Source organism: Paenibacillus lacisoli, from assembly GCF_030580655.1.
GTDB lineage: Bacteria > Bacillota > Bacilli > Paenibacillales > Paenibacillaceae > Paenibacillus > Paenibacillus lacisoli.
On the sequence record NZ_JAUQTB010000010.1, the window covers coordinates 106,304 to 130,547 of the forward strand.

Annotated in this window: 21 protein-coding genes; 4 read left to right on the top strand and 17 right to left on the bottom strand. The window is 51.5% G+C overall.

What is annotated here, in order from left to right:
- Positions 1–63: 63 nt before the first annotated feature.
- Positions 64–843: an undecaprenyl-diphosphate phosphatase gene (bacA, locus tag Q5741_RS15955; protein ID WP_305025153.1), complete on the top strand. Its 780-nt coding sequence runs from the start codon at positions 64–66 to the stop codon at positions 841–843.
- A gap of 69 nt (positions 844–912) precedes the next feature.
- Here bacA and Q5741_RS15960 read toward each other — a convergent pair whose 3' ends face one another.
- The 6 genes from Q5741_RS15960 to Q5741_RS15985 all read right to left on the bottom strand — a co-directional run bounded on the left by Q5741_RS15960 (position 913) and on the right by Q5741_RS15985 (position 6,060).
- Positions 913–1,239: a thioredoxin family protein gene (locus tag Q5741_RS15960; protein WP_305025113.1), complete on the bottom strand. Its 327-nt coding sequence runs from the start codon at positions 1,237–1,239 to the stop codon at positions 913–915.
- Positions 1,240–1,324: 85 nt separating this feature from the next.
- Positions 1,325–2,233: an aldo/keto reductase gene (locus Q5741_RS15965; RefSeq protein ID WP_305025114.1), complete on the bottom strand. Its 909-nt coding sequence runs from the start codon at positions 2,231–2,233 to the stop codon at positions 1,325–1,327.
- A 176-nt stretch (positions 2,234–2,409) separates the two neighbouring features.
- On the bottom strand, positions 2,410–3,384 hold the full coding sequence (locus Q5741_RS15970) for a siderophore ABC transporter substrate-binding protein (protein ID WP_305025115.1): 975 nt from the start codon (positions 3,382–3,384) through the stop codon (positions 2,410–2,412).
- A gap of 30 nt (positions 3,385–3,414) precedes the next feature.
- Complete coding sequence (locus Q5741_RS15975) at positions 3,415–4,173, bottom strand: iron ABC transporter ATP-binding protein (protein ID WP_305025116.1); 759 nt, start codon at positions 4,171–4,173, stop codon at positions 3,415–3,417.
- Positions 4,167–5,117: an iron chelate uptake ABC transporter family permease subunit gene (locus tag Q5741_RS15980; RefSeq protein ID WP_305025117.1), complete on the bottom strand. Its 951-nt coding sequence runs from the start codon at positions 5,115–5,117 to the stop codon at positions 4,167–4,169. The genes Q5741_RS15975 and Q5741_RS15980 overlap by 7 nt, the downstream gene beginning before the upstream one ends.
- Positions 5,107–6,060 carry an ABC transporter permease gene (locus Q5741_RS15985; RefSeq protein ID WP_305025118.1) on the bottom strand — a complete coding sequence of 318 codons (954 nt, stop codon included), beginning with the start codon at positions 6,058–6,060 and terminating at the stop codon, positions 5,107–5,109. Before Q5741_RS15985 ends, Q5741_RS15980 begins: the two co-directional genes overlap by 11 nt.
- A gap of 274 nt (positions 6,061–6,334) precedes the next feature.
- Here Q5741_RS15985 and Q5741_RS15990 point away from each other — a divergent pair, with 274 nt between their 5' ends.
- Positions 6,335–7,306 (top strand): ring-cleaving dioxygenase, encoded by a 972-nt coding sequence (locus tag Q5741_RS15990; RefSeq protein ID WP_305025119.1) that lies wholly within the window; start codon positions 6,335–6,337, stop codon positions 7,304–7,306.
- 91 nt (positions 7,307–7,397) lie between these two features.
- Here the strand turns inward: Q5741_RS15990 and Q5741_RS15995 are convergent, their stop codons facing one another.
- From Q5741_RS15995 to Q5741_RS16010, 4 genes are all read right to left on the bottom strand, one after another.
- Complete coding sequence (locus Q5741_RS15995) at positions 7,398–8,150, bottom strand: SDR family oxidoreductase (RefSeq protein WP_305025120.1); 753 nt, start codon at positions 8,148–8,150, stop codon at positions 7,398–7,400.
- Positions 8,151–8,280: 130 nt separating this feature from the next.
- Complete coding sequence (locus tag Q5741_RS16000) at positions 8,281–9,936, bottom strand: extracellular solute-binding protein (RefSeq protein ID WP_305025121.1); 1,656 nt, start codon at positions 9,934–9,936, stop codon at positions 8,281–8,283.
- Between the two features lie 130 nt (positions 9,937–10,066).
- Entirely contained in the window at positions 10,067–11,659 is a 1,593-nt protein-coding gene (locus Q5741_RS16005) for a response regulator (RefSeq protein WP_305025122.1), read from the bottom strand.
- Positions 11,634–13,418 carry a sensor histidine kinase gene (locus Q5741_RS16010; RefSeq protein WP_305025123.1) on the bottom strand — a complete coding sequence of 595 codons (1,785 nt, stop codon included), beginning with the start codon at positions 13,416–13,418 and terminating at the stop codon, positions 11,634–11,636. The genes Q5741_RS16005 and Q5741_RS16010 overlap by 26 nt, the downstream gene beginning before the upstream one ends.
- 296 nt (positions 13,419–13,714) lie before the next feature.
- On the opposite strand from Q5741_RS16010, the gene Q5741_RS16015 reads away from it, so the two are divergent.
- Together Q5741_RS16015 and Q5741_RS16020 are read left to right on the top strand one after the other, a co-directional pair.
- A complete protein-coding gene (locus tag Q5741_RS16015) occupies positions 13,715–14,581 on the top strand; it encodes an ABC transporter permease (RefSeq protein WP_305025154.1) in 867 nt (288 codons plus the stop codon).
- A 13-nt stretch (positions 14,582–14,594) separates the two neighbouring features.
- Positions 14,595–15,473: a carbohydrate ABC transporter permease gene (locus Q5741_RS16020; protein WP_305025124.1), complete on the top strand. Its 879-nt coding sequence runs from the start codon at positions 14,595–14,597 to the stop codon at positions 15,471–15,473.
- Between the two features lie 48 nt (positions 15,474–15,521).
- Here the strand turns inward: Q5741_RS16020 and Q5741_RS16025 are convergent, their stop codons facing one another.
- The 7 genes from Q5741_RS16025 to Q5741_RS16055 form a co-directional block, all read right to left on the bottom strand.
- Entirely contained in the window at positions 15,522–16,127 is a 606-nt protein-coding gene (locus Q5741_RS16025; protein ID WP_305025125.1) for a winged helix-turn-helix domain-containing protein, read from the bottom strand.
- Between the two features lie 164 nt (positions 16,128–16,291).
- Positions 16,292–17,272 (bottom strand): aldo/keto reductase, encoded by a 981-nt coding sequence (locus Q5741_RS16030; RefSeq protein ID WP_305025126.1) that lies wholly within the window; start codon positions 17,270–17,272, stop codon positions 16,292–16,294.
- A gap of 223 nt (positions 17,273–17,495) precedes the next feature.
- A complete protein-coding gene (locus tag Q5741_RS16035) occupies positions 17,496–18,272 on the bottom strand; it encodes a sporulation protein (protein WP_305025127.1) in 777 nt (258 codons plus the stop codon).
- 24 nt (positions 18,273–18,296) lie between these two features.
- Positions 18,297–20,105, bottom strand: coding sequence for an aminodeoxychorismate synthase component I (gene pabB / locus Q5741_RS16040; RefSeq protein WP_305025128.1), 1,809 nt, complete (start codon positions 20,103–20,105; stop codon positions 18,297–18,299).
- Between the two features lie 212 nt (positions 20,106–20,317).
- Positions 20,318–22,384 (bottom strand): beta-galactosidase, encoded by a 2,067-nt coding sequence (locus Q5741_RS16045; RefSeq protein WP_305025129.1) that lies wholly within the window; start codon positions 22,382–22,384, stop codon positions 20,318–20,320.
- A gap of 13 nt (positions 22,385–22,397) precedes the next feature.
- Positions 22,398–23,276: a carbohydrate ABC transporter permease gene (locus tag Q5741_RS16050; RefSeq protein WP_305025130.1), complete on the bottom strand. Its 879-nt coding sequence runs from the start codon at positions 23,274–23,276 to the stop codon at positions 22,398–22,400.
- Between the two features lie 21 nt (positions 23,277–23,297).
- Positions 23,298–24,188 (bottom strand): ABC transporter permease, encoded by an 891-nt coding sequence (locus Q5741_RS16055; RefSeq protein WP_305025131.1) that lies wholly within the window; start codon positions 24,186–24,188, stop codon positions 23,298–23,300.
- Positions 24,189–24,244: the final 56 nt, after the last annotated feature.

Below are 24,244 nucleotides of genomic sequence, written 5' to 3' on the forward strand. Positions count from 1 at the left end.
CCGGTGCCCTGTAAGCATGCAGTGGAAGGAGACAAGACATTGGATTTTTTATCATCAATTATTATGGGTATTATTGAAGGTCTGACCGAGTTCCTTCCGGTATCCTCGACAGGCCACATGATTCTGACGGCCCATCTGCTGGGCCTGAACACGGACAGTGATTCTGTCAAAACTTTCGAGGTTGTCGTACAGCTTGGTGCGGTACTGGCTGTCGTTGTTCTGTACTTCAAGAAGTTCCTCAGCTTGTTTGATTTTCGCAAACAGACACGCCTCTCCCTTCGTCCCCGCCTGAATCTGTTACATATCATTCTGGCCATGATCCCGGCAGGCATCCTGGGCGTGCTGCTCCGTGACGTCATTAAGGACGACCTGTTTGGTCCCCAGACGGTCGTATACAGCCTGGTCATCGGCGGTATCCTGATGATCGTTGCCGAGAAGTTTCACCCGCGTACAACGGCTGAAACGGTGGACGACATTACATACAAGCAGGCATTTATCGTCGGTCTGTTCCAGATCCTTGCGCTATGGCCTGGCTTCTCCCGCTCCGGTTCCACGATCTCTGGCGGTCTCTTCGCCAGAATCAGCGCCACAGCCGCAGCCGAATTTACATTCCTGGTATCGGTCCCGATCATGCTCGGCGCAACAGGCGTTGACCTGATCAAAAGTGCAGGTCATCTGAACACCAGCGATTTCCCGGTGTTCGCAGCCGGTTTCATCGCAGCTTTCATCGTTGGTATGCTGGCCATCAAGACGTTCTTGGGTCTCCTGAAACGTCTGAGCCTGACCACCTTTGCCATTTACCGTTTTATCGTAGCCATTATCTTCTTCATTATCTTGTTCTAACAAACCAAAAGGCACACCGGTTCCATGGGACGTATCCCGCAGCCGGTGTGCCTTTTTGCTGATGCAAGATTACTGCTTGGATTCCAGTGTCTGGAGATACTCTGATACCTGCGAAGGCGTCTTCGCATATTTGCTGTGCAGATGGGCAATCTTCTCCCCATTCTTGAACACCAGCAGGCTCGGAATACCGCGCACCTGATTGGCCTCAGCCAGCGGCTGGAACTGCTCTGCATCCATGGCCAGGAACTGCTTGTCCGGATTCTGCTCGATAATGCCGCCCATAAATTTGTCCAATGTCTTGCAGTCCGGGCACCACGTGGCATCAAATTTGATGACGGTCAGCTGGTCACCCTGGATCGCGTCTTGATACTGCTGTTCGGATTGTATACGTTCCATGGCGGAATTCCCCCTAATTTAAAATCATGATCCATTCCATTGTAGCTCTTCCAGATGGAATTGCAACTATGACAGATACAGCCGCTTAACGGTGCTGCTGATACGTATTGGCCCGGCTGGCTGAAGTGATCAGCCTGATCTCGTCTTCCGTTAATTGCGGGGCATCAGCAGCTTCAATATTGTGAATCAGCTGTGCAGACGAGCTTGCACCGGGTATAACCACGGCCACAGATGGCTGGGCCAGGCTGAAACGAATGGCCGTCTGACTCATGCTGCGTGTCGGACCCGTCAGTGTGTGCAGCTTCTCCCGAAGTGCCAGCAGCTCTTCCTGCTGATAATCCAGGTAACCTTTTGCCGTTTTGGCAGCTCCCGACTCAGCCAGGACCCCGCTGGCTACAGGGCCGCGGGCAATCGCACTAATCCCTTTATTCTGAAGCAGAGGAAGTACCTCCTCCTCTGCCCGGCGGTCGACAATGCTGTATTGATTCATAACACTGACGATGCCGGAGCGCTTTACATATTCCCGAATGACATTTGGACGGATTGAAGAGATGCCGTAATAACGGATGACTCCCTCCCTTTTCAATTGTTCAAAGGCTTCAATCGTCTCGTCGATCGGATCATCCAATGTCCCGCCATGCAGCTGATAAAGATCAATGTAATCCGTACCGAGGCGGCGAAGGCTTTCCTTTACCGCAGACAGGATATAGGCCTTGGACGCATCCCATACCCAGCCTTCCTGGCCTGGTATGCGGCGGTTACCCACTTTGGTAGCGAGAATGACATCCTCCCTGCGTCCTTTGATTGCTTTGCCAACCAGTTCCTCATTGCGGCCTGCATCATACAGATCCGAAGTGTCCAGGAAATTGACGCCGCGCTCCAGTGCCTCATGGATCAGCGTGACCGCATGGGCTTCCTCCGTCCCCAGTGACATGCAGCCCAGGCCAATTTCTCCGGCATACAGCTCAGATTGTCCTATCCGGTTTTTTTTCATGCACCTCATCCTCTCCTGAATTCATATCCAATCTCACTTCACGGAATCCCTTCAAATTTAATCCCTTTTCAACAGCAGTATAAACGGTTCCGGCTATCCAAGTCCAAAAACCACGATGATACACAGCAAAAAGCAGACCCGAATTACTGATTCAAGGTCTGCTTCCCGCACTGCTGTTAGTTGAATGCAGCACTTACTTCTTTAATCATTTCACTCACTGATATTAACCCGCCGCCGGAGAGATACCAGTAATTAGGGTCCAGATAAACGATGTGGTTATTTTTAAAGGCATTCGTATTCTTCACCAGATCATTCTCTACAGCCTGTTTAGCAGTTACCTGTTCCTTGCCCTCCTCCTTCACCACGGCTCCGCGGTCTATGACGAAGAGATAATCCGGATTTTTCTGCGCCACGTATTCAAAAGACACCTTCTGGCCATGCGTGGATACTTCAATATGGCTGTCCACCGGCGTCACGCCAAACACATCATGAATGATACCGAATCTGGATTTTGTACCATAAGCACTGAGACTGCCTTCATTCGCCAGTACAATCAGCCCTTTCGCTTGGCTTGCTGCCGCCTTGTCATGCAGATCCGTAACCGAACTGTCAATTACAGCCAAAGCCTGCTTGGCTTCCTCCTCCTTGCCGAAAATCTGGGCCAGCTTGTTCACATTCTCTTGGAATGACTCCATATAATGTTCGGTATCTACTGCCATATAGATCGTAGGCGCAATCTTGGAGAGCTCTTCGTATGCGTCCGATTGGCGGCCGCCAATAATGATCAACTCTGGAGAAAGCTCATTAATCTTCTCGAAATTGGGCTCAAACAGTGTCCCTACATCAGCGTATTTACGATCCTTGTATTGATCCAGATACGATGGCAGATTGCTGACTGGCACGCCCGCTACATCAACTCCCAGCTTACGAAGCGTATCCAGGGAGCCGAAGTCGAAGACAACTACGTTTTTCGGATTGATTTTCACAGTGGCCTCGCCCAGCTTATCTTTAAACGTTAGCTCCTTAACAGATGACTCATTTCCATTGTTAGATGAATTACTGCTTGAGGATTCGGTTTGATTTCCGCAGGCCGATAAAATCACAACCAGCACCAGTACTGCAGCCATCAGCCATTTTTTGTTCGTTGTCATTGTTATTCACTCCTATATTTATTAGTAGGTTCAGGTATAGTAGACACAAATCTGGTGTCCGTTGATCTGTTCAATTTGGATATCCATATCGTACAGGCTCTGGAGGATGGAAGTGTCTATAATCTCCTTGGCTGGTCCTTCCTGCAGCACCCGTCCATCCTTCATTGCGACAATATAGTCAGAATAGACTGAAGCAAAATTAATGTCGTGAAGTACAATCAAGATCGTCTTGCCGAGTTCATCCACCAGACGGCGGAGCACCTTCATAATCTGCACAGAATGCTTCATGTCCAGGTTGTTTAACGGCTCGTCCAGCAGAATATAATCGGTATTCTGGGCGAGTACCAAAGCAATAAATGCCCGCTGGCGCTGACCTCCGCTCAGGTGATCCAGATACTTGTCCTGCATTTCGGTCAGGCCCATATAGTCAATCGCTTCATTCACATATTGCTGATCCTCCCGGTTTAACCGTCCCTGCGAGTAAGGAAATCGCCCAAAATTGACCAACTCCCTTACGGTAAGCCGAATATGAACATCGTTGGACTGCTTGAGTATGGATATCGTGCGGGCCAGCTCCTGACTTTTAACCTGGCGGATCTCCTGTCCGTTGATGCGGATTTCACCGGAATCCTGACAGATCAGCCTGCTCATCATGGATAACAAAGTGCTTTTCCCCGCGCCGTTGGGCCCGATGAAGGAGGTAATGCTGCCTTTGTTCACCGATAGCGAGACATGGTCGACGACGGTTTTCCCGCCGTATTGTTTGGTTACATTGTGGACTTCTACCATGACCGATTCTCCCTTAGCAGCAGATACAGGAAATACACGCCGCCGATAAAATTAATAATGACACTAATCGTAGTCGTTAATTCGAATACCCGCTCTGCCAGCAGCTGACTGCCCACCAGAGCAATCATGCTGATCAGAATGGAAGCAGTGATAAGATAACGATGCCGGTAGGTCTTCATAAATTCATAAGTAACATTTGCCACCAGCAGCCCCAGGAATGTGATCGGGCCTACCAGGGCGGTCGAGATGGAAATCAGAATGGACACCGCGATGAGGAGTTTTTTGACTACAGTATCGTAAGGGACGCCCAGGTTCACTGCATGCTCTTTCCCCAGGGACAACACATCCATATATTTGGCATAACGCAGATAATACAAGGCCACGGCACTTACTCCGGCAAAAGAAATCACCAGCAGTTCCGTATTCACATTATTAAAGCTGGCAAAGCTCTTGTCCTGGATGACGGCGAATTCGTTCGGATCGATCAGCACCTCCATAAAGGTAGACAGACTTGAGAATAACGTGCCGCACACCAAGCCGATCAGCAGCAGAAAATAAATGTTTCTTCCCTCTCTGCGGAATATAATACGGTACAAAACACCGGCAAATAAGACCATGAAACCAACGGAAATGATAAAGTTCAGCTGCTTATTCAGCATCACAATATGGACAGAACCAAATACGAATACAACAAAGGTCTGGACTAGCATGTACAAGGAATCCAGCCCGATGATGCTCGGTGTCAGGATCCGGTTATTGGTAATGGTCTGAAAAAGGACTGTCGCAAAAGCAATCGCTGCTCCCGTCAGGGCAATAGCCAGAACCTTCTTGGTTCTGCGCGGCAGCGCATACTGCCAGTTGCCCGGCAGGTCGAGAAACAGGAATGTAATCATCAGCAGGACGGCGATAACGGCAAGCAGGCTGATCTTGGTTCTATAGCTCATAACTTTTTCTCCTCAGCAGCATGTACAGGAACATCGAACTGCCGATCACGCCTACGGTGAGTCCAATCGGGATCTCATAGGGATAAATCACGACACGCCCCGTAATATCACAGGCCAGGACGAACACCGAGCCCAGCACAGCCGTATGGGCCAAATTTTTCTTCAGGTTGTCTCCCATATACATGCTCACGATGTTAGGGACGACCAGCCCCAGAAATGGAATGGTGCCCACAGTCAGAATCACGGCCGACGAAGACAGAGCCACAATACCTAATCCGATGTTAACGACGACTTTGTAATTCAGCCCCAGGTTAACCGCAAATTCCTCACCCAGCCCGGCAATCGTGAACCGGTTCGCAAACATATAGGCCAGTGCTACCAGCGGCACGCTGATATACAACATCTCATAACGTCCCGCCATAACCAGGGAGAAATCACCCTGCAGCCACGAGGACATACTCTGGATCAGATCCAGCTTATAAGCAAAAAATGTTGTAACTGAACTGATAATGCTGCCGAACATCAAGCCGACGAGCGGTATAAATACGGGATCCTTGAACTGAATGCGGTCCAGTAACTTCATGAAGATTAGGGTGCCTGCCAGTGCAAATACAAAAGCAACCGCCATTTTTACAATGGGTGCTGCTGTGCCGAACAGCATGATCGCGACGAGAATTCCGAGCCTTGCGGCATCCATCGTTCCCGCCGTTGTCGGCGACACGAATTTGTTCCGGCTCAGCTGCTGCATGATCAAGCCGCACACACTCATACTGATTCCGGCAATAATAATACTGATAAGCCGGGGAATCCGGCTGAGGAGCAGTGTCTGGGACTGGATGCCCGACAGCTGCAGCAAATCCAGCGGTGACAGGTCCGCAGCCCCGATGAAGACGGAGCAAAGAGATAGTATAACGAGTAATAACAGTAAATATCGTAGTTTCATGACAGCTATGTATCCTTTACTTCGGATTAGAGACAGACAAGAACGCAGTAAAACATTCCTTGTCCGAAAATAATAACTCTCCCCTTCCTAATTGAGAATGAATATCATTATTAATTAACTTGGTTTATTATATCATTTGCTTCTTTTCTGTCAAACCCTTAGTACATGAAATGCTTGACAGCAGCACAAATATTTATTATCTTAATATTAAGAAGTTTAATAAAAGGTATAATTAATTCACTGACTATACATTTCCCCTTAGGAGGTTCTCATTATGAAAATTCTTGGACTGCACCACGTATCTGCCCTTACTGCCAATGCTGCTAAAAACTATGATTTTTATACCCGCATCCTTGGACTCCGTCTGATCAAAAAAACCGTCAATCAAGACGACGTAAGTGTGTATCACCTCTTCTATGGTGACGAGCAGGGGACTGCAGGTACCGAGCTCACCTTCTTTGAGATTCCTATGGCAGGCCGCAACCGTAACGGAAACAATAGTATTTCCGCCCTGTCTCTCCGGGTGCCCAGCGATGCAGCGCTCCATTACTGGAAAGACCGTTTGGATCAGCATGAAGTCCCCCATGGGGAGCTTGAAGATCAGACCGGCCGTTTGACCTTGTCTTTCGAGGATTTTGAAGGACAGCGTCTGATTCTGGTCTCGGATGAACACAATTCCGGTATTCGCGGAGGGGTACATTGGGACCGCAGCCCGGTTCCAGCTGAATTCGGCATTATCGGTCTAGGTCCCGCCAGACTTACCGTTCCGGTCGCTGAGCATACTGTATTGATTCTGGAGAAGGTGCTTGGCTTCCGTTACAGAACGTCCTATCCTTCCCCTGTCCAAGGTCAGCCGGATGTCCTTGTCTATGAAGTCGGCGAAGGCGGAACCGGCGGAGAGGTTCATGTAGAGGAGCGCACGGACCTGCCCGCAGAGCGGCTGGGCAGAGGCGGTGTCCATCATGTTGCCTTCCGGGTGGAAACGGAGGCGGAGCTCCGGGAATGGGTAGAGAAAATTCGCTCGCTCCAGATGCACAATTCGGGATTCGTGGACCGCTATTACTTCCGGTCTCTTTATTTCCGGGAACCCAACGGCATTCTGTTCGAACTAGCCACGGATGGTCCTGGCTTTGCGACTGACGAAGATTTGGAGCATCTGGGCGAGTCACTGGCACTCCCTCCGTTCCTCGAACCCCGGCGGGAAGCCATTGAAGCCCATCTGAAACCGCTGGATACGCAGCTGTAATCTTCTGCTGCCCCTTCGTCTGCCCTTCCCGGCAGCTGTTCATAAGGAAAACCCCCTTCACCCAAGTGAAGGGGGTTTTGTGCTGTTCGTATCAGGAGCTGCTGTTCATTCGTTCCCAGGCCTGCCGGGCCATTTCATTGAGCTCTTCCCGGGTTGATTTAAGCCGTTCTTCCGTGCCGCCGTATCCAATCTCCAGCTTGTCTGTGCCCAGGTCTGCAAACACCGAATCTGCAAAGTCATTGAGAGGTGCACCAAATGTATGCAGACCTACACCACCCAGATCCGTATTTACCGCCGGCGGGAATACTTCGATCACTTCAATCGGTGTGGAAGACAGCTGAATCCGAAGACTGATCGTAAAGGAGTGCAGAGCAGCCTTGGTTGCGCTGTACACAGGCACCCAGACTCCAGGCATAATAGCCAGTCCGGAGGAAACATTAATAATCGCCGCACGCGGCTTCTGGGCCAGGTGAGGAGCCAGCAGCATGGATAGATGCATTGGAGCATCCACATTCGATTCAATTTCCTTACGGAATCTGCTCCAGTCCTCAGCAGGACCCAGCAGATTGGCACGCTGCTGCATGCCGGCATTATTGACCAGAACATTCAGATCCGGAAAGGTCCCCGTAACTTCATCCACCAATGCGATTCGCTGCTCAGGATCAGAAACATCGCATACCCGGGTGTGCAAGGCCGGAACTGCTTCCTTCGCCTCCTGCAGCTTCGCTTCCCTGCGTCCGCAAATAATCACGGTGCTCCCCTCGTTCACAAACCGCTCAGCCAGAGCCAGTCCAATGCCTGATGCTCCGCCCGTGATCAATACCGTATTGCCAGATACCTGCATGCTTATCCCTCCTTCAAGTTGTCTCCCATATTGTATCTATAGTATATCCCTTAATTGGAACATACCAAAAGATAACCAAAAAGCTGCACCCCGATACCATATCGGGAATGCAGCTTTGCCTTGTTTGGTATTAGTTCTGAACCGATTTATACCACTCGTTCACCTCGGTCGTGATTTGCTCGCCGCCCATGGACGTCCACTTCTCCACGAACTTGTCGAATTCATCCAGCGGCAGCTGGCCGTACACAATTTTACTGAACGTATCCTTCTCCATCTTGTCGAGCGCATCCTTCTTCATTTTCATCGTATCCGTTGGCGCGCCGGTAAATTCATTTTTGATGGCATCACCCTTATGGTCTACTACAACCTGTGCCGCCGGGAACACCTCCGGCTTGTTTGAGATTTTAATGTTTTTCTCAAACGGAGTTTTCGGTTCTTGTCCTGAAGCCAGCTTCGACAGCGTCTCCATCAACAGGTCCGGAATACGGGCCCCATCATACGTGAGCGTATATTTTACTGGAGCTACGCCGTCCTTGACCTCTGCTTCTCCCAAAACCTTACCGTCCACGATATCGTAGTCGTAACCTTTTGCAAAGCCGTTCTCAAATTCGCTGCCTACCGCGGGGTTAGCGAAATTATCGAACAGATAGTTCTGGTAGGTGAAGAAAATTTCCGGATTTTTCATGTCCTTATTGATTAGAATTACACCATTGCTGGCACCGGAGCCATGGTGATGGCTCTCACCAGTCGGACCTTTTGGCAGTGCAATCGCTTTGTACGACGCCCCTTTTACATTCTTCTTCACATCGTCAATCGGCCAGTTCGGCATCCAGTGCGGGCCGACGATCATACCGGCTTTGCCTGCCGTGAACAGCTCGGCTGCTTTCGTCTCATCGTATACACCGGCTTCCTTCGGAAGATAACCCTTATCGAGCCAATCCTTCAGGGTACCCAGACCTTCTTTGATTCCCGGTTGAATGGAGCCGTACTCCAGCGTGTTGTCGGCTGCCTTGTTCCACTGTCCAGGCATCGTGTCGAACATCCCGAACACCCAGCCTGTCTCAGACATCCAGGTATTAAAGTTGTTCTTCCATCCTGCTGTCATCCCGTAGGTGTCTTTCTTCCCGTTGCCGTCCGGATCCTGATTGGTAAAGGCATCCATTACCTTCTCCAATTCATCGATGTTCGTCGGCTCCTTCAAATTCAGCTTCTTCAGCCAATCCTCACGGATAAACAGGACCGGATCACTGTTGTAGGCATAGTCATAGACCGGAATCCCCATCCGTTTACCCTCGAACATATACGGGTACCATTCGGTCGGAGCAGAATCAGCCGCTTCTTTCCAAGTCTTCGAGGCATATTGGTCGAACAGCGCACCTGCATCGGCAAATTTGCCGGATTCAATCAGCTCACGAACCAGATTGTAGTCCCCGCGGATGACGACGACATCCGGCAGCTCCTCATTCGCTGAGAGCGACAGACGCAGCTTTGTGTAGAACGCATCGTTCGTATGTGCCGCCGTCCATGGTGTAGTCAGCTCAATGCCCAGACGTTCTTTGGCCCATTTGGTATGGACATTGTCCTGCGGGGTTTCCCCATTTCTGAACCGGGTATCGTCATTCCAGGAACGCAGATAGCTCATCTGCACCGGCGGATCATACTTGCCGTCCTTTAATTCAATAGGTGCTGCTGTCTCTACTGCCTCTTCTTTGTCCCCGCCCGAGCCGCACGCGGTCACAAATACAAAAGTGCACGCCAGCAGCAATGTCATCATCTTTCTGTACACACAAACCCCTCCCTAATTGCTTTTGTATGCCCTTTCATGAGTCATCATAATGCAGCCGGGAGTTCAGTCATATATCACTATTTCAATTTTCATATCAACTTCTTAGGCTCCTCCCTTGCCTGCATTTTAATTAACCATTGCGGTAATCCTGCGGCGTCAGGCCGTGGTGCTTGCGGAACACCTGGATAAAGTAAGGCGTACTGCCGTAACCGACCTCTTCGCCGATCTCGTATATTTTCAGATTGCTGTGCTTCAGCAGATGAACCGCACGCTCCATCCGGATCCGTACGACATAATCACTGAGCCCCTCTCCGGTCCACTGCTTGTACATTTTGGACAGGTAGACTGGATGAAGGTTCACGATACCTGCAATCGCCTGCAAAGAGACATCCCCGTTCAGATGCTGATCGATCCACTGACGTACCTGGCGAATGACGGCCGAGCCTGCTTCTCCACCCTGCTGTTCCCGCTGCTCCGCGAGCCGGCTGATTACACGGCGGCTCCAGGCAGATAATCCTCGCATGGATACCCGGTAACCGTCCTTCAGCAGCTGCTGGTATTCTTCACCCAGCACGTCGGAGATCGGCTGTCCCTCACTGTGCGCCATTTCAGAGAAAGAAGCCGCAAAATAGTGGAATGCCGCATATACATGTTCCGGAAACACACTGTCCGACAGCTCTTCCAGAATCTGCTCGACCTTGTTTCGCGCATCGTTCCATCTGCCTGCCTTCATCAGCGTAGGCAGGGTCGGCGGCTCATGCATGGCGGGCAGTGATTGAAGCCGGATTCCCTGAGGCATCTCCTCCGTACTGATATGAAGTGTGCTGGCACTGGCAGCCGGACTGCGGAATGCCCTCATAGCCTGCTGATACAGCTGTGGCAGCTGATCCGGGAATCGTCCCGTACGGCTGAAGGAGAGCGAGATAGCAGCACGAAGATACTGCCGGACATTGCTCAGGAGCCGCTCACCCAGCCGGACAAGCAGGGGTTCCATCTCTTGTACGGAAGACCGGGGACTGAGCAGGAAGACCAGACAGTCATGCGCGTCATGAGTAGGGTACAAGTAAAAGGATGGACTTAATATTTCCTCGGCCACATTGGTGATGGCATACTTCATAAGCTCAAAGGCCGATGGATTCTCCTGATAGTCCTCGTAACGGACGAGGAGCACATGGGTTTTCGCGCCCGGCGAGATCTCCATCTCCAACTGCTCGAGCCTCCGCCCGAGTATACGTTCATCATAGCGATGGCCGAGCAGCATATCCTGCAGCAGTTCACCGCGCTGCTCCTGCATGCTGGATTTCATAGCATACATCGCCTGGTGGTGCTTCATTACCTGTTCGGTTTCAGAGGCAATGATTTCACCTGCAGCCTGTACGGCCGCAATCAGCTCCTCATCACTGACAGGCTTCAGCAGATAGTGGATCGTCCCGTGCTGGAGCGCCTGCTTCGCATAGTCAAAGCTCGCATGCCCTGATAAAATAATGCATTTGGTCTGCTTCCAGCGCTGCTGGATGGTTCGCGCCAGGTCCAGGCCGGACAAGCCGGGCATCCGGATATCCGTGATCACAATATGAACGCTGTGCATGGACATCAGCTGGATCGCTTCCTTGGCTGAATAGGCTTTGTATACATCTCTCACTCCGCAGCTTTCCCACGGAATAGAGGTGGATAATGACTCCACCACGGAATGTTCATCATCCACAATCATTAAATTGACCATGCTGCTCCTCCTCTTCCTCCACCCATCGAATTTCTACACTCAGCCCCCCGCAGGGGATATTCTCCAGGTATAACCCGGCAGGACGTCCGTACCGGGTTACCAGCCTCTGGTGGACATTCCACGTACCGGTTCCGATCTCATGACCCATCGGTTCCTCCAGCGCATCCTGCAGCCGCTGCAGTTCCCACTCCCCAAGAGAGACCCCGTCATTCTGCACAAGTATGCTGTACACCGTCACCGGACGTCCACGTCCTTCACGGACTCCATGATTCACTGTGCCGGTCACAATGATATGCCCGCTGTCCTCAAAAGGCTCTACACCATGGATGACTGCATTCTCAACAATAGGCTGAATCAGCAGCCTTGGAATGCTGAGGTGCAGCATCTCCTCCGGCACCGAAATTTCATAAGACAGGCGATGTGTGCGCAGCTGCTGAATCGTCAGATAGTTCTCCAGCAGCCGGATCTCTTCCTCTACGGTGGTCGTGTCCTTTTCCGAGCGGGTGATATACCTGTAGTACTCGCCAAGATTCAGCGTCATTGCGACGACGGCATCCTTGTTGCCGAGCATCGTCATATTTTTGATATAGAACAGGCAGTTGTAGAGAAAATGCGGATTAATCTGGGACTGCAGATGCTTCAGTGTTGCTTCCCGGGAACGGATGCGCTCCACGTATACATTCTCTACAAGCTCCTGAATCTGTTCGGCCATATGGTTAAAGCTCTGGGAAACGTAAGCAAACTCGTCCCTCACATGGTCTACCGGGATGCGAGCCGAAAAATTCCCCTTGCGTATACTTGTCAGCCCCTGCATCAGTCTCGATATCGGAATTTGCACCTTGCGGTATAGGAGCAGCGCAGCTCCGATACTTAATCCGAGCAGCAGCAGCGTGGAAATCACGAACATATTACGGCTCTTGTCGAGCGGGTCCAGAAGGCGATCCAGCAGCACCGGATTGATGTAATATCCGTCCATCTGGGCGGAATGCACATAGCTGACCAGATACTGCCGGCCCTTCACCTCCATTGTCCGGTTGCCCTCGGCCTTCGTTTTCCCCCTATCTGCAGGCAAACCATGAAGCTGTTCAATCACTGCTTCCGCCAGCTCGTCATCTGCGCTCCGGTTCAGCAAGGTCGTCATGGAAGCGCTATAGAAAAAGGGGTCGCCGCCCTGCGTCTCTTTGTAATCATCGAGCATCTGTACCACATTGCTGGTATTGAAGTTAACCTCCATGATGTACTTGCTGTCTGCCTCGATGGTTACCGGGCCTGAAAGGTAATTATCCGTAAATACATATGTAAACCGGCCGTTTACCAGACTCCATCTTCCGGCCGGCGGCAGCCTCAAAAGCTTCTCGTCATACACCGTCCGGTTGGATATGGTCGAGAGCACCAGCTCCGGCTGCGGAAAATAAATCGTAATATCGTTCATCCACTGATTGGTAGACTGGTATAACGCGAGCTTATCCAGAATATCAAGGTAAATCGTATTTTTGTCATATTGAGTGGTCGTATCATTGATATTACGGTAGTGCAGAATGCTCGGATCCCGCAGCAGCGTCAAACCATAGAGGGACAGCTGCTCAATATTTTTGTCTACCTGTGAGCTGAAATAGTGAAACTGATTCAGACTCGATTGCTTCTTCTCCTCCACAATCATATCGACACTGGTCCGGTTTGCATAGCTGTACAGCAGCAGAATCGGTACCAGCAGCAGTACGAGCAGGATCACCGTTTTCGTAAATACGGTCAGCCTCATTTCCTCACCTGTCCTGTTTCTAGAATGAATTCCAGCATTTAAGTTAAGAAAACAACATACGGATTGAAATCTTATTCTATAGACAGCCCATCCCCGTTGCTATAATTCAAATTGCTTCAGCATTGTTCATAAATCCTTAGCGATTTTATTACATGATGCAGATGCTCGCTTCAAACGAAAGTTGAAATTCAAAAGGGAGGGACATTCCTATGGAACAACCTGTAAGCACTTCCATTCCCGCTACGCAGACCATACCAAAAAAGCGTACGAAATGGAACCTCAAACGGACCTGGCCCATGCATCTCATGCTGCTGCCGGCTATCGTTGTAACGATCATTTTTGCCTATATTCCAATGGGCGGTATTGTCATCGCCTTTCAGGACTACAAGCCTTGGCTTGGTCTGACCGGCTCCCGCTGGGTCGGCTGGGACAACTTCCGCTTCATGTTCGAATATCCGGACAGCCTGCAGGTTATCTGGAACACCGTCATTATTGCCGCTATGAAAATTGTGGCTGGACTGGTGGCACCGATCGTATTTGCCATTCTGCTGAATGAGGTGCGGCATACGACGTTCAAGCGCTTCTCACAGACGCTTGTGTATCTGCCCCACTTCCTGTCTTGGGTCGTGCTCGGCGGCATCCTGCTTGATATGCTGTCCCCTGAGGGAGGTCTGGTCAATCGGGCTCTGGGATGGTTTGGTGTAGAACCCATCTTCTTTCTGGGAGACGGGAACTGGTTCCGGGTGACGGTCGTTGTCAGCGATATATGGAAGGAGTTTGGCTTTGGAACGATTGTCTTTCTGGCCGCGCTTTCAGGAATCAACCCTGCGCTGTATGAAGCAGCAGAGGTCGATGGTGCAACCCGCCTCAAGCAGACGCTGCACATCACCCTGCCTGCTCTGATCCCGATGATTATTGTGGTGGGTACACTGTCCCTGGGCAATATTCTGAATGCAGGCTTTGATCAGATCTTTAACCTGTACAATCCGCTTGTCTATGAAAAAGGCGATATTATCGATACCTTTGTATACCGGATGGGCATTCTGAATGGGAAAATGAGCTTCGCTACCGCTGTCGGCCTGTTCAAGTCCTTTGTCGCCATGTTCCTGATTATCAGTGCCTATCGTCTGGCCTATAAAACAGCCAATTATCGCATTTTCTAAGGAGGTCCCGTCCATGTATCATAAAACGGCCGGCTACCGCATCTTCAGTGCCGCTAACTATACCTTCATTGCGCTGCTGTCCATTCTGTGCGTCGTGCCGCTGATTCATATCCTCGCGGTATCCTTCAGCGGCAAGGCTGCTGCTTCTGCCAATCTGGTGAGCCTGTGGCCTATCGACTTCACCGTGGATGCCTATGCCAAAACATTCAGCAACAGCAACTTTCTCGGAGCATTCTGGATCTCGATTCAACGTACGGTCCTGGGTACCCTGCTCAGCATGGTGCTGGTTGTACTCACCGCTTACCCTTTGTCCAAGGAAAGCAGCCATTTCAAGGGGCGTTCGCTTTACGCCTGGTTCTTCATTTTTACGATGCTGTTCAGCGGCGGACTGATCCCGTCCTACATTCTCGTGCAGAAGCTGGGCCTGATGAATACGCTGTGGGCCCTGATCCTGCCAGGCGTACTTGCCGTCTATAATCTGATCCTGATGATGAATTTCTTCCGCAATGTGCCAAAAGAGCTGGAGGAAGCTGCATTTATTGACGGGGCCGGACATATGACCACCCTGTGGCGTATTTTCCTCCCCGTCTCCATGCCCGCGATTGCTACGCTGTCGCTCTTCACGATGGTCGGGCACTGGAACTCCTGGTTTGACGGCTTGATCTATATGAAAACAGCGGACCATTATCCGCTGGCCACCCTGATGCAGACGATCATCGTCCAGCAGGATTTCTCCAATATGAATGTCGATGCCACGCAATTGCAGAATATGTCCCAGCGGACGGTGAATGCGGCACAGATCTTTATCAGTGCCCTGCCGATTCTGCTCGTCTATCCGTTCCTGCAGCGTTTTTTTGTCAAAGGGATTGTACTTGGAGCCGTTAAGGAATAGAAAAAAGCACCTGGAATCCAAGCCTGGCTGGATTTTGGGTGCTTTTCATTAGGAATCGGATTTGGAAACGAAATCAGAGGTTTGGTCTGGGCTCGAACCCGTCACAGCTCCTGACATTGAGGCAAAAAAATCAACCTCGGTTATGCCTTCCTGGCTTCTCTTCTGCTCGTAAGGCTTCAGAAGCTCACGGATGTCACGGAGAAGCTGAATCGCCTCGTCATGCGTCACATGTATAGTCTTGCTCGTGGTGTTAGCAATCGGTTCACTCTCAGCTGTCATGACCTGAAGAAACTTCTGCTTGTACTGATCGAACATGCTGTTAATGAGCTTCTGGGTCTCCGAGAGCATCATTTGTTTAACGGGACCGGACACTTCCTTATGGTTAATATGAATATCGCCCTCAAATGCCTGATAATACTTGGCGATAATCCCGTTAATCTCGCGGGTGGACACCAGCTCCACCAGACCGATCTTGTCCAGCTTCTTCACATGATAGTAGACCTTGGCAGGTACCTCGCCCATCGTATCGGCGACCTCTTTGACCGTAGCTGGACGGCCTAGCTTATAAAATGTATTCATGATCTGTATGCGGTATGGATCGGAATAGACCTTGATCTCTTCCAGAGTGGATAACACTTTTACTTTCTTCTGCACGCAGCTGCACCTCGATTGGATGTCTATAGCGGCTGGCCCCAGCCAGCCTCTTAGTAAGCGTAACATTTAGGTCATCTTTTTGCACCCTTATATTAATACAAAAAAAGCAAAAAAGGGCCACCGGAGGTGGTCCTTCACAGGTCTGGCTGTAATGTTCTTATCATTTAGGCAAAACCAGTTACGGTATGCGGCACATAAGGTGCTTCCAGCGCCTGAACTTCCGCTTCCGTTAGCTGAATATGGAGTGCAGCCACTGCATCATCCAGATGGTGCTCCTTGGTAGCACCAATAATCGGGGAAGTGATTGGCTGCTTCTGCAGCACCCAGGCCAAAGCAATCTGCGCGCGCGGAACACCGCGTTCTGCTGCAATCGCTGCAACAGCTTCAACTACCTGACGGTCGGCATCGGCGGTTTTGGCATACAGTGTTTTGCCGAATTCATCGGTCTCGGAACGGGCACTTGTCGTATCCCAATCCCTTGTCAGACGACCGCGCGCCAGCGGACTCCATGGAATGACGCCGATGCCTTCCGACGCGCATAGCGGCAGCATCTCGCGCTCTTCTTCACGGTAGAGCAGGTTAACGTAGTTCTGCATGCTGACAAAACGGGTCCAGCCATGGCTATCTGCGACATGCAGCGATTTCAGGAACTGCCAGGCATACATGGAAGACGCGCCGATATAACGGGCTTTCCCTGCCTTCACAACATCATGCAGCGCCTCCATCGTCTCTTCAATCGGAGTCTCGTAGTCCCAGCGGTGAATCTGATACAGGTCGACATAGTCTGTCCCCAGACGGCGCAGACTGTGGTCAATCTCAGTCATGATCGCTTTGCGGGACAAGCCTCCGCCATTGGGACCCTTGCGCATCGTACCGTGTACCTTGGTAGCAATAACGACCTCATCCCGGCTGGCAAAATCACGGAGCGCGCGCCCCACAATCTCTTCGCTGGTTCCGTCAGAATAGACGTTGGCGGTATCGAAGAAGTTAATGCCCAGGTCCAGCGCCTTGCGAATGAATGGCCGGCTCTCTTCCTCGCCCAGCGTCCAGCTGTGATTGCCGCGTTCGGGCTCTCCGTAGCTCATACAGCCTAGACAGAGCCTGGACACTTCCAGGCCGGTGCGGCCTAATTTAACATATTCCATACCGTAATCCTTCCCTTCTGCTCAGAAATAAAGGCTTATCTCCCGCTTCTTCATAATAAATTATCACCGTGTTAAAACAAAATTCTTTCAACCATACCTCCGGGAAGGGACAGCCAGCTCTATCTATCTGTCATATTCATCAAAAAAGCCGACACCTCAGCAGGTGTCAGCTTCTTCTCTGTTTGATCGCAAGCAGTTCAAGTTCGTTTATAATGCAGCTTCCCTAACGGGACATCCTTTCAATCTGACTCTCCAGCAACTGGGCAATATGGCCGGTTCCCCGGCGCAGATCCCCATCGTTCAACTGGATCCACGCATGGCGTTCGTCCATATCAAAGGCGCGCTCCAGCCAGCCCCCGAGCCCGCTGCCCCGTCGATCCACCTCAACCAGCACGGACAGACCATCATGTTCGAGTCTTACAATCAGTTCCAGCTCCGTCATCCTTCCGGCGAATCGGCCTCCAGGGTAAAATTCAATCTCCTGGACGAACGGCACGCCGCGTCCCAGGCGCTTGTGATACTCGCACGTTGACGACCTATAGGTGAATCCCAACTGCTCGACGGCTTCCAATACAGCAGTCTGATCCGGATGAGGCACAACCTCAATATAATCCTGATCCTTCGGATCGAAGGCGTTGTCAATGTCAAGTCCGGTGCGCAGCCATACCGGCTGACGGGACAAGGTAAGCGGCGTTTCCAGCGGCAGCGGGAAGGCAAAAGGGATCTCCAGCTTCTCCCCCGCCTGAACGGTCAGCCGGTCGGAGACGGTAATTCGGGCCATACAGCAGGTCTCGATCACTTTCCTGTCATCATGCTCAAGGATATACTCTGTCATGACCTGAACATAGATGCGGTCGACCTGCTGTTCCGTACTGCCTCCATAAATATGAATAACACCATGCACATCCTCACCGGGATGGTAGGAAGGCTTATCCAGCAGCGTATCGATCCTCGCGGCCCCGATTCCGAAGCTGGCCAGCATTTTATTAAAAAAAGACATTCTTCATCCCCTCTTCCATTCGTATTACCGCACTATACGAACACCGGGGAAAGATGTTTCAGGATTGCACAGCATGATGGAACCGAACCGAATGGGAACCCAGCCTCGCACACTGTTAATAAGCCAGATTTTCTCTGCCTTCAGAAGATCACTCCGGTATAAGACACGCTCGGTGATCCGGCCGCTCTCCAGCAGACTCCGCCGCAGCGTACCTCCCAGCAGTCCCGATACCACAGGCGGTGTGTACAAGCGCCCGTTCATCTCCAGCACCAGATTACCAATAACAAACTCGGTCAGTTCACCGCGCTCATTCCACAGCAGCGTCTCATCCCAGCCTTCTGCTTTGCGCTCATTGTAAACCTCGCGGTGGGTTGTCTTATGATACAGGAACAGGTTGCTCGAGTTTACCGGCTCCGAGCTGAGTACGGCCTGCATCTCGCTGTGATCACCAGACGGAAGCGCTGAAGCCTCAGCTTGGATCGTACCGTCCTTCGCAAGCAGCAGCCTGACACGATAGGCAGTTCGTGCTTCAGGAAGATGGTTTACCAGCGAACGCAATTCATGCAGCACTTTGGCTTCATCATAAGGGTATTGAAAGAAGGCTGCTGACGCCGCCATCCGTTCGAGATGGCAGGACAGCAAGTCGTATTCGCCACGCTCCAGCCGCAGCGTTTCAAGCAGTTGGAATCCCGGCGCCTTTCGCGTCAGTACCGCCGCTTTGTTATATACCTCCTGGTATTCCCCTTCTGCAGAAGAATCCCAGGTAATGCCGCCGCCGGCGCCATAGGACGCCTTGCCTGCCTGCTTGTCCAGCTGAACCGTCCGAATCGCTACATTGAAGATGGAATGGCCGCCCGGAAGCAGCAATCCGATAGATCCGCAGTAGACACCGCGAGGCTCACGTTCAATCTCCGTGATGATCTCCATCGTGCTGACCTTGGGCGCGCCGGTTATTGAACCACAGGGGAACAGCGCCGAGAAGATCTCTGATAGTCCACACTTCGTCTGCGCCCATACCTCGGAGGTCATTTGGAATACGGTTGGATAGAGCTCGATCTTGAACAGCTTGTCCACCCGGACTGTTCCCGTCTCAGCAATCCGGCTAAGATCGTTACGCAGCAGGTCTACGATCATCACATTCTCGGCTCGGTCCTTGTCCGAATGCCTCAGCTGCTCCCGCAGCCTGTCGTCTTCTTCCTTCCATCTCCCCCGGGGAGCTGTCCCTTTCATCGGCCGGGTCAGAATCTCCCCATCCTCCACTTCGAAGAACAGTTCAGGCGACACAGACAGCACCCGGCAGTCTCCCAAGTGAATATAGGCACTGTAAGCAGCCTGCTGGTTCTGACACAGCTGACGGTAAAAGGCGTAATCATCTCCCGCAAAATCGGAATTCATCCGAATCGTGTAATTCGTCTGATACGTCTCTCCCTCGGCGATATGGTGTTTGATACGCTGAATGATTTCACTGTATTCGTCCTGCAGCGTATTCGCAGACCAGCCGCCGAGCGAAAATTCAGCTTCCTCGGATATAGAGGCAGCTTCTGCTTCTGCGGCAGGCACTGCCTGAGCGTATACGGCAAACCAGGCCAGCGGTCCAGCACCTGGCTGCCGGGTAACCAACCGGCGGTCAAAGGCGCCTGCCGCCTCATAAGCCACATACCCCACGACATACCGGCCCTGCAGGGCCGCGCGCTCTGCTGCCTTCAAGACAGCGTTTATGCAGTCCAGGTGATCCGCCTGGTAAATCTCCAGCGGCTTCTGGAATATGTAATTATGAACCGTGCCATGACGGTCACGAAAATGGACGTGGGAATCTCCCTTATTAAACTTCATCTTTCCGACTCCTTACCTGCCTTTAAGCATAAATAAACTGCCACAGCTCCCAGTATAGCAGTCCCGCGCCCGGAAGAAACCAGGCTCCTCAAAAAAGAAGCTAAATCTCCAGAGAATGCTGTAATAAACACAACGAAACAAGGCAGCTGTCTGCACAGCTGCCTTGCTCAAGATCCCCTGATTCCATTATGCAAGGGTTACATCTTGCACATTTATTTCTTCAATACCTTCACGTCAAAGGCACCCAGCTTCAGCTCTCCCTGTACTGTCTCACCGGACAGCAGCTCCTCATACGACGAGCCGTCCAGCTTCAAGGTCTGAGGCTGATCCACGAAGTTCATCACGAATACGAATTCGTGTTTCCCATTTACACGAACCGATGCCTGTACGCCATGCGGCAGCTCTACATCAAGCGCTTTTCGAACGCCAGCCTGAAGTACGATTTCACGGTAGAAGTCCGTATGGAACGAGCCCTGATTGCGCGAAGCAATATAGTACGCTTTACCTCGACCCAGCGAGTTTACGGTCAGTGCCGGGCGACCTTGATAGAAGTCAGAACCATATACAGCCAGCGCCTCGGCACCTTCCAGATGGATCAGGTCGCACAGCTCTACGGCTTCATAGTCAGACTGCAGTCCCAGCATATTACCATCCAGCGGCTTAACACTGTTGCGGTCATGGTCATGCAGGCCGTCCAGCTCTTCAGACCAGATACCGAGCGTCTTGCGCAGTGGTCCCGGGAAGCCGGTCAGGAAGGTCAGATCATGCTCATCCGCAATACCGGACCAGTAGGTAGCTACGAACGTACCGCCATTCTCTACGAAAGCCTGAATCCGCTCTCCAACGCCGGGGCGGACCATATACAGCATCGGAGCAACCAGCAGCTTGTAAGGCGTGAAGTCCTGTTCCATATCGATCACATCGACCGGAACTCCCTGCTCCCATAGAGCCTGGTAGTGAGCCTGTACGGTCTCTTCGTATTTGACTCCCTTGTTGCGCGGTCCCTGGGCATCGTTCACCGCCCAGCGGTTCTCCCAGTCAAAGATCACGGCAGCTTCAGCAGGAACGGTCGAGCCGATAACCTCCTGCAGCTTCTCCAGACTGTCACCAACCTGGGTGACATCACCGAACACCCGTGTATGCTCGTGTCCGACGTGATCCACGACAGCCCCGTGCAGCTTCTCGCTGGAACCACGGCTTTTTCGCCATTGGAAGTATTGAACGGTGTCGGAACCATGAGCTACCGCCTGCAGCGAGGACAGCAGGTGCATGCCCGGGCGCTTCAGCTTGCTCACATCCTGCCAGTTGGTCAGGCTTGGCGTGCTCTCCATAAGCATCCAAGGCTTGCCGCCCTTGATGGAACGGACGATGTCATGCATCATGGCGATTTTACCCGCCTGCTTGCTGTCATCTCCGCCCTGGTCATGCCAGGTTGGATAGCTGTCCCATGAGGCGACGTCGAGTAAATCGGCGAATTTCCAGTAGTTCAATCCTTCGAAGAACTCCATCAGGTTGGTCGTCACCGGAAGCTCTGGATTGCGCTCCCGCAGCGGCTGAATCTCATGTTTGATGAAATCTCCAGTCTGATGCGTAACGAAACGTCTCCAATCCAGGTTCATCCCGTGGACCTGGGTCTCGCCATGCGGCGCTGGCGATTCGACCTGACTCCAATCTGTATACGTATGGCTCCAGAAGGTTGTCCACCAGGCGTGGTTCAGCTCGTCCAGCGTGCCGTACTTCTCCTTAACCCAGACGCGGTATGCATCCTGGCAGTAATCACAGTGGCAGTCACCGCCGTACTCATTGGAAATATGCCAGCCAATCACCGCAGGATGATCGGAATACCGCTCAGCCAGCTTGGTGTTCATGATCGTTACCTTCTCCCGGTATACAGGTGAAGTATAGCAGTGATTGTGACGGAAACCGTGAAGATTGCGTACACGGCGTTCATTAACTCTCAGCACTTCCGGATACTTGGCAGACATCCATGCCGGACGTGCACCGCTCGGTGTAGCGAGGAAAGCATAAATGCCGTTCTCAGCAAAGGAATCCAGTACCCGGTCCAGCCATTCGAAAGTGAATACGCCCTCCTCCGGCTCCAGGGATACCCAGGAGAAAATACCGACAGACATCACGTTACATTTGGCCAGCTTCATCAGCCGGATGTCTTCAGCCAGTACCTCGGGATAACGCTGCCACTGCTCCGGATTGTAATCTGCACCGTGCAGCATATGCGGCACGCGTGGGCTGATGGGTGGATATTGAAGCGGTCTAGTCATTATATCTACTCTCCTATTCTTTAACTGAACCAAGCGTCATGCCTTTGACAAAATATTTTTGCAGGAATGGATACACGATCAGGATCGGCGCAGCGCCGATAAAGATCTGTGCTGCATTTACCGTCGTCTGGGACAGCAGCTCCATCTCTTTGGGGCTCATGCTCATAGAGCTCATGTCGCGCTGAATGATAACGGTCTGCAGGAACGTTGCCAATGGGAATTGACTGTTGTTGTTCAAATACAGCAAACCGTCAAACCAGGAGTTCCAGTGGTAGACCATGCTGAACAAGCCAATAGTTGCAATGGATGGCAGCGAGATCGGAAGGAAGATCCGGAACAAGGTCGTGAAATGTCCGGCACCGTCGATCAGGGAAGCTTCCTCCAGCTCCTTCGGAATCCCGCGGAAGAAGTTCAGCATCAGAATGATCAGGAAGGTGTTCACGGCACTCGGCAGTACAAGCACCCAGAAGGAATCAATCAGACCCAGTTTCTGAATCACAATGTAGAATGGCACCAGGCCGCCGGTAAACACCATACTGAATACGAACAGCCAGGAATAAATGTTGCGGCTGCGGAAGACGGAGGTCTCCTTGGACAGCGGGTAGGCTGCCAGGAAAGTCACCAGCAAGGTCAGCGCTGTACCCAGAATAGTCCGTTTGACCGATACCCAGATCGAGTGCAGGAACAGCGGATTGTCGATCGTTTTCTTGTAGGCTTCCAGTGTAAACTGCTGCGGCCACAGGCCGACCAGGTTCGCATCCGCCGCAGATTTGGAGCTGAAGGATACCGCCAGTACGTGAATGAGCGGAACGATACACATAACAGCCAGAAAAATTAGAAAGCAAGTATTGATAACCGTGAAAATCCGATAGGGCATCGTTTTGTGATGCATAACTCTCCCTCTTTCATTGTCCTAGAATATGCGGTAACCTGCCCACTTGTAGGCCATCCGGTAAGAAATAGCGATCAGAACCATACTGATTACAGACTTGAAGAGTCCAATGGCTGTACCAAAGCCCATCTCGCCGTTCAGGATTGCTGTCCGGTACGCGAAGGTATCGATGATATCGCCCTTCTGATAAACCAGCGGGTTATACAGGTTGAAGATTTGGTCGAAGCCGGCATTTAATACATTGCCCAGTGCCAGAGTTCCAACAACAACCACCATTGGCATCAGGGAAGGAACCGTAATATGCATCGTTTGCTTCCAGCGGCTGGCGCCGTCCATTTCGGCCGCTTCATACAGGGAAGGGTTGATACCGGCAAGAGCTGCCAGGAAAATGATCGTGTTATAGCCAAATTCCTTCCATACATCCGACGCGATAACCGTAAAGCGGAACCAGTTATTATCCCCCAGGAAGAAGATAGGCCCGGCTCCGAACCAGCCGAGAATCCGGTTGGCAAAGCCGTCGGTTGCGAGAAGGTCAATCAGAATGCCCCCCAGGATAACCCAGGACAGAAAGTGCGGCAGATATACGAGTGTCTGAATCGAACGCTGCAGGGCCACTTTACGGACCTCATTCAGCAGGATGGCGAACACCAGCGGGATCAGCAGGTTGAAGATCATTTTGAGAATAGCGATCACCAGGGTGTTCCATATTACTTGTACACTGTCATTTCTCTCGAACAGATAACGAAAATTATCAAGGCCTACCCATTCGGAACCACTGATTCCGAGGTAAGGCTTATAATTCTGAAATGCCATAACGATACCGCCCATAGGTACATAACTAAAGATAATTAAAAAGATAACTGCAGGCAGCAGCATGACGTGAAACGGCCAGGTCCGTCTCAATCCTTTCATCGTAATCCCCCATTTGCATTGATTTCTTATACTTCAATTATAAATCCGCTTACATA